Origin of the sequence: Kineococcus indalonis (assembly GCF_009906395.1) — a bacterium.
GTDB lineage: Bacteria > Actinomycetota > Actinomycetes > Actinomycetales > Kineococcaceae > Kineococcus > Kineococcus indalonis.
Map to the genome: position 1 here is coordinate 1 of NZ_JAAALM010000254.1, position 5,803 is coordinate 5,803.

6 protein-coding genes, 1 tRNA gene and 1 pseudogene are annotated in these 5,803 nt (G+C 76.7%); 4 read left to right on the top strand and 4 right to left on the bottom strand.

What is annotated here, in order from left to right:
* Window positions 1–532: pseudogene (locus GTR00_RS12940) on the top strand (hypothetical protein); the annotation flags it as partial.
* A gap of 7 nt (window positions 533–539) precedes the next feature.
* On the opposite strand, the gene GTR00_RS12945 reads toward GTR00_RS12940, so the two are convergent.
* The 3 genes from GTR00_RS12945 to orn form a co-directional block, all read right to left on the bottom strand.
* Window positions 540–944, bottom strand: coding sequence for a hypothetical protein (locus tag GTR00_RS12945; protein WP_166612025.1), 405 nt, complete (start codon window positions 942–944; stop codon window positions 540–542).
* Between the two features lie 97 nt (window positions 945–1,041).
* Window positions 1,042–1,117, bottom strand: a tRNA-His gene (locus GTR00_RS12950).
* Between the two features lie 100 nt (window positions 1,118–1,217).
* Window positions 1,218–1,814 carry an oligoribonuclease gene (orn, locus tag GTR00_RS25810; protein WP_205705710.1) on the bottom strand — a complete coding sequence of 199 codons (597 nt, stop codon included), beginning with the start codon at window positions 1,812–1,814 and terminating at the stop codon, window positions 1,218–1,220.
* Between the two features lie 126 nt (window positions 1,815–1,940).
* Between orn and GTR00_RS12960 the strand changes: the two genes are divergently transcribed.
* The 3 genes from GTR00_RS12960 to GTR00_RS12970 all read left to right on the top strand — a co-directional run bounded on the left by GTR00_RS12960 (window position 1,941) and on the right by GTR00_RS12970 (window position 5,248).
* Window positions 1,941–3,128: a PrsW family intramembrane metalloprotease gene (locus GTR00_RS12960; RefSeq protein ID WP_166612027.1), complete on the top strand. Its 1,188-nt coding sequence runs from the start codon at window positions 1,941–1,943 to the stop codon at window positions 3,126–3,128.
* 125 nt (window positions 3,129–3,253) lie between these two features.
* Entirely contained in the window at window positions 3,254–4,726 is a 1,473-nt protein-coding gene (locus tag GTR00_RS12965) for a malate:quinone oxidoreductase (RefSeq protein ID WP_166612028.1), read from the top strand.
* Between the two features lie 33 nt (window positions 4,727–4,759).
* Window positions 4,760–5,248 carry a methylated-DNA--[protein]-cysteine S-methyltransferase gene (locus GTR00_RS12970; protein ID WP_166612030.1) on the top strand — a complete coding sequence of 163 codons (489 nt, stop codon included), beginning with the start codon at window positions 4,760–4,762 and terminating at the stop codon, window positions 5,246–5,248.
* A 20-nt stretch (window positions 5,249–5,268) separates the two neighbouring features.
* Here GTR00_RS12970 and GTR00_RS12975 read toward each other — a convergent pair whose 3' ends face one another.
* On the bottom strand, window positions 5,269–5,778 hold the full coding sequence (locus tag GTR00_RS12975) for a low molecular weight protein-tyrosine-phosphatase (RefSeq protein ID WP_205705712.1): 510 nt from the start codon (window positions 5,776–5,778) through the stop codon (window positions 5,269–5,271).
* Between the last annotated feature and the right edge of the window lie 25 nt (window positions 5,779–5,803).

Genomic DNA, 5,803 nt, shown 5'->3' on the forward strand with positions numbered 1-5,803 from the left:
TCCCCGGCCCCTGGCGCGCCCCGACGCCCCGCTGGCCGGCACGGCCGCCGCCGGCGAGCAGTGGGCGCGCTGGTGGGCCGGGGCGTTCCCCGGCGGCCCGGACGCGCTGACGTCGCTGCTGCCGCCGTCCTACCCGGGCCTGCGCGGGATGCCGGAGCTGCGCGGGCTGGCCGAGCTGGGCATGGACGAGGCCGTCGCCTGGGCCGGGCGCGCCCGGGCGCTGGAGGCGCGCGTGGTCGCGCGCACCCCGACGGCGCTGTTCGAGACGACGCTGCTGGCGCGGGTGGAGCGCGAGCTGGGCCGGCCGGTGCGCTCCTTCTCCCTGGACGTCGTGGTGCTGCCCGTGCGCGGCGTCGCCGCCTGGAGCACGCCCGCCGGGCCGGTGGTGTCCCTGGCGCTGCGCGCCGACCGCGACGCCTACCTGGCGTGGCTGCGCGAGCAGCTGCTGCGCGCCGGGCGGCGCGAGTCCGCCTCCGCCGGCGGCGCCGGGGAGGGCGCCGCCGGCGAGGGGACCGGGCCCGCCGCCGGCTGAGCGCCGCTCAGAGCGAGCCCAGCGACCAGCCCGCCACCTCGCTGATGCGGCCGCGCCACAGCAGGCCCTCCGCGATGCGGGGCAGGCCGTCGATCTGCGCGTCGAGCAGGTGCAGGTAGTCGCGCGGGGCGCGCCCGTCGCCCGGGCGCCTGAGGTCGGCGGCGCGGAAGAGGCCCTGCACCTGCTCGGCGATCTGCCGGCCGCCGCCGCCGCCGCGGGCGGCGCGCCCGACGAACTCCTGCAGCCAGCGGTCGCGGCCCACCAGGGTGCCGGAGACCACCTGGCCGCCGGAGAAGAGCGTGATGGCCACGACCGTCCCGCGGTCGGCCATCGTCGAGAGCAGCTCCAGGACGGCGTCTCCGGCGTCGTCGGGGGTCTGCTGCGCTTCCAGCTCGTGCACGGTCCCACTCACGCTCCCACTGTAGGAGCGGGTGCCCGGCCCGTGCAGCGGGCCCGGGGACGCCGAGGGGCCCCGGTCCGCGTCTCCGCGGGCCGGGGCCCCTCGTGCGTGGGGTGAGTGACGGGACTTGAACCCGCGACTTCCTGGACCACAACCAGGTGCTCTACCAGCTGAGCTACACCCACCGCGTGACGTCGTGCAGCGCACGTCGTGACGTCGGGAGCATACACGCCCCGCGGCGTGCTCCCCGAACCCGAGCCCGCCGCGGGGGCCCGGCCGGGCGGCTCAGCTCTCGGGCAGCCCCTCCTGGGCGGGGGCGGGCTTGAGCTCCAGGCGCTCGCCGGCGGCCTTGGCCGTCTCCGAGTCCGGGCCGGGCTGCGGCACGAACAGCACCTCCCGGTAGTACTTCAGCTCCTGGATGCTCTCGCGGATGTCCGCCAGCGCCCGGTGCCCGCCGTGCTTGCGGGGGGTGTGGAAGTACACCCGCGGGAACCAGCGCCGCGCCAGCTCCTTGACGGAGGAGACGTCGATGAGGCGGTAGTGCAGGTGGTCGGTCAGGCGGGGCATGTCCCGCACCAGGAAGGCGCGGTCGGTGTGCACCGAGCTGCCCGCCAGCGGCGCCTTGCGCGGCTCGGGCACCCAGCGCCGCACGTACTCCAGGACGATCTCCTCGGCCTCGGCCAGGGTGCGCCCGGCGGGCAGCTCGGCCAGCAGCCCGGAGGAGGTGTGCATGTCGACCACCACGCGGTCCATGCCCTCCAGCGCCTCCTGCGGCGGCTTGACCACCACGTCCACGCCGTCGCCGAGGACGTTGAGGTCGGCGTCGGTGACGAGCACGGCGACCTCGACCAGGGCGTCGCGGGACAGGTCCAGCCCGGTCATCTCGCAGTCGATCCACACGATGCGGTCCTGGACGCGGTCGCCGTTCCTGGTCGGCGCAGAGGTGCTCACCGCTCCAGCGTAGTCAGCGCGGGGGCCCCGCCCGGGCGTCCCGGCTACGCTCGCGGGGTGCCGGCGGACCCCGACAGCAGCACCGCCGCCGCGCCCGCGCCCGCGCGGGGGCGCTCCCTGCTGGTGCTGACCGTGCTCGTGCTGGTGGTCTGCGGCGTCCTGAGCCTGGGCGCGGTGACGATGGAGGTCGGCGCCTCCGGCGCCCTGCCGGCCCTGGCGCTGGCGGCCGTGCCGGTGGGCCCGGTGCTGGCGGCGGTGCTGTGGCTGGACCGCCACGAGGCCGAGCCGCCGCACCTGCTGGCCTTCGCCTTCGGCTGGGGCGCGTGCGTGGCCAGCCTGGGCGCGCTGGTGCTGAACTCGGTGGGCTCGCAGCTGGTGCAGGCCGCCGTCGGCGACGTGCGCAGCTCCTCGGTGCTCGTGGCGCCGGTGGTCGAGGAGGTCCTCAAGGGCCTGGGCGTGCTGGTGCTGCTGCTGAAGCAGCGCCGCGAGTTCGACGGCGTCGTCGACGGCATCGTCTACGCCGCCGTCGTCGGCGTGGGCTTCGCCTACCTGGAGAACGTGCTGTACCTGGGCCGCGCCCTGGGCGACGACGAGCCCGCCGCGCTGGTGACCGTGTTCGTGCTGCGCTGCGTGGTCTCCCCGTTCGCCCACCCGCTGTTCACCATGGCCGTCGGGGTGGGCCTGGGCGTGGCCGCCGGGCGCCGCCGCCCCGCGGTGCGCGTGCTGGGGCCGGTGGCCGGGCTGGCGGTGGGCGTCGTGCTGCACTCGCTGTGGAACCTCAGCGCCGGCAGCGGCGTGACGGCGTTCGTGGAGCTGTACCTGCTGCTGCAGGTGCCGGTGTTCGTCGCGGCCCTGGGCGTGGCGCTGGCGGCCCGGGCGCGCGAGGCGCGCCTGGTGGAGCGCTCCCTGCAGGTGTACGTGCGCACCGGCTGGCTGCGCCCGGAGGAGGTGCGGGTGCTGGCCTCCGGCCCCGCGCGCCGCTCGGCGCGCGGGGCGGTGCGCGCCGCCGGCGGGCGCGCGGGCGCGCGGGCGCTGCGCGACTTCCAGGAGACCGCCACCGAGCTGGCCTTCCGGCGCGACCGGATGCGCCGGGGCACCGACCCCGGCGCGGCGGAGGAGGAGCTGGCGCTGCTGCACCGCCTGGCCGCCGAGCGCGCCCGGCTGCTGGCGCTGCTGCCGGCGCAGCTGCCGCTGCAGGGACCCGCGCACGGGCCCCCGCAGGGGCCCGCGCAGGGACCGCGGTGAGCGGTGCGCGCGCGGTGAGAGGCGTCTCACGTGTGACGCACGCCACCGCGGCGCCTCCCGGACGGTCCGGCGCGGCCCGCAGGACGTAGCCTTGCCGGGTCGACGACGCCGCTGGAGAGACGAGGGTGAGTCCGTTGCCCGCTGCTGACCGCTACGACGCCGTGCTGGTGGGCGGCGGGGTGATGAGCGCCACCCTCGCGACCGCGCTGACCCAGCTCGAGCCGGACTGGTCCGTCCTGGTGCTGGAGAAGCTCGACACCATCGGCGCCGAGAGCTCCGACGCCTGGAACAACGCCGGCACCGGCCACTCCGCGCTGTGCGAGCTGAACTACACCCCCGCCCGGCCCGACGGCACCGTGGACATCGCCAAGGCCGTGCAGGTCAACGAGCAGTTCCAGGTCAGCCGCCAGTTCTGGGCGCACCTGGTGGAGACCGGCGTGCTGGGCGACCCCGGCGCCTTCATCAACCCCGTGGCCCACATGAGCTTCGTGCGCTCGCGCGACGTGGAGTTCCTGCGCGCCCGCTACGAGGCGCTCTCGCAGCACCCGCTGTTCGCCGGCATGCAGTGGTCCACCGACCACGCCGAGATCGGTGAGTGGGCCCCGCTGCTGACCGCCGGTCGCGGGGCGGGCGAGCGCATCGCCGCCACCCGCTCCACCGCCGGCACGGACGTCGACTTCGGCGCCCTGACCCGCGAGCTGCTCACCGGCGCCGCGGCCCGCGGCGTGGAGCTGCTCACCGGCCACGCCGTCACCGACCTGGCCCGGCGCGGCTCCGGCTGGACCCTGCAGGGCACCTCCTCCGCCGGCCGCTTCGAGGTCTCCACCCCGTTCGTGTTCGTCGGCGCCGGCGGCGGCGCCCTGCACCTGCTGCAGCGCAGCGGGATCCCCGAGGGCAAGGGCTTCGGCGGGTTCCCCGTCAGCGGCCAGTGGCTGCGCTGCACCGACCCCGCGGTCGTCGCGCAGCACTCCGCGAAGGTGTACGGGCAGGCCGAGGTCGGCGCCCCGCCGATGTCCGTGCCGCACCTGGACACCCGCGTCATGGACGGCCGCCGCTCGCTGATGTTCGGCCCGTACGCCGGGTTCTCCCCGCGGTTCCTGAAGAAGGGCTCGCTGCTTGACCTGCCGCTGTCCGTGCGCCCGGACAACCTCCTGCCGATGCTCGCCGTCGCCCGCGACAACGTGCCGCTGATGACGTACCTGGTCAAGCAGCTCACCCAGTCCGCCGAGCAGCGCCTGGACGCGCTGAAGGTGTTCTACCCGCAGGCGCGCGAGCAGGACTGGGAGCTGCTGACCGCCGGTCAGCGCGTGCAGGTCATCAAGAAGGGCCCGCGCGGCGGCGTGCTGCAGTTCGGCACCGAGCTCGTGCACGCCGCCGACGGCTCCGTCGCGGCCCTGCTGGGCGCCTCCCCGGGGGCCTCCACGGCCGTGGACGTCGTGCTGCGCCTGCTCGCGCAGTGCTTCCCCGCGCACCAGGAGGCCTGGCGCGAGCGCCTCGTGGACATGGTGCCCTCCTACGGGCGCCCGCTGTCCGAGCAGCCGGACCTGCTGGCCAAGACGCTGGCGCGCACCCGCGACGCCCTGCACCTGGCGGCCTGAGGCCCGGCCGACCCCGGCCCGGGGCGCCCGGTGCTGCACGCGCTGCTGCCCTCCCCGCTGGGGGAGCTGACCCTCGCGCGCGACGAGCGCGGCCTGGTCGGCGTGTGGTACCCCGACCACCGCGGCGGCGTCCCCGCCGACCTCGGCGCGCGCGACGACGCCGCGTTCGCCGACGCGGCCGCCCAGCTGGCGGAGTACTTCGCCGGCGGGCGCACCGCCTTCGACCTGCCGCTGGCCCCGCGCGGGGACGCCTTCGACCAGCGCGTGTGGGCGGCGCTGCGGCGGGTGCCGCACGGCACCACCGTCACCTACGGCGAGCTGGCCCGCGCGATCGGCGGCCCCGGCCACGCGCAGGCCGTCGGCGCCGCCAACGGCCGCAACCCGCTCTCGGTCGTGGTGCCCTGCCACCGCGTCGTCGGCGCCGACGGCACCCTCACCGGGTACGCGGGCGGGCTGTGGCGCAAGCGCTTCCTGCTCGCGCTGGAGGAGCCCGACGCCGACGCGGCCGGCCGGCTGTTCTGAGCCGGCCGGCACCCGGGGCCTCAGGAGCGGGCGTCGAGCTCGCGGCGCACGTGCTCGACGACCCCGTCGGCGGCCGCCTCGATCTGGGCCAGGGCCTCCTCGAAGTCGCTGCGGTCGCCGTACCAGGGGTCGGCGATGTCGAGGGCGGACTCGTCGGCCACCGCGCCGGGCCCGGCCACGTCCGGGGCGGCCGGGTCGAAGGAGCGGTACATCACCACCCTGTCGGCGGAGCCCCCCTCGGGGGCCCGGGTGCGCAGCCAGCGCGCGTGCCGGGCCGTCATCGCCAGCAGCAGGTCGCGCGAGGCGATCTCCTCGCGCGTGACCCGGTGGGCGCGGTGCTCGGGCACGTCGTAGCCGGCGTCGGCCAGCACCGCGCGGGCGCGGCGGTCGACCGGGTTGCCGTCCTCCTCGTCGCTGATCCCCGAGGAGTCCACCACCACCCGCCCCTCCAGGCCGGCCTCGGCGAAGCGGCGGCGCAGCACGGACTCGGCCATGGGGGAGCGGCAGATGTTGCCGGTGCAGACGGTCATCACGCGGTAGGGCACCGCCCCATCC

Coding starts and splice junctions, on each gene's coding strand:
- orn (WP_205705710.1), bottom strand. CDS start 1,814: ATGACCGGGCTGGACCTGTCCCGCGACGCCCTGGTCGAGGTCGCCGTG.
- GTR00_RS12975 (WP_205705712.1), bottom strand. CDS start 5,778: ATGACCGTCTGCACCGGCAACATCTGCCGCTCCCCCATGGCCGAGTCC.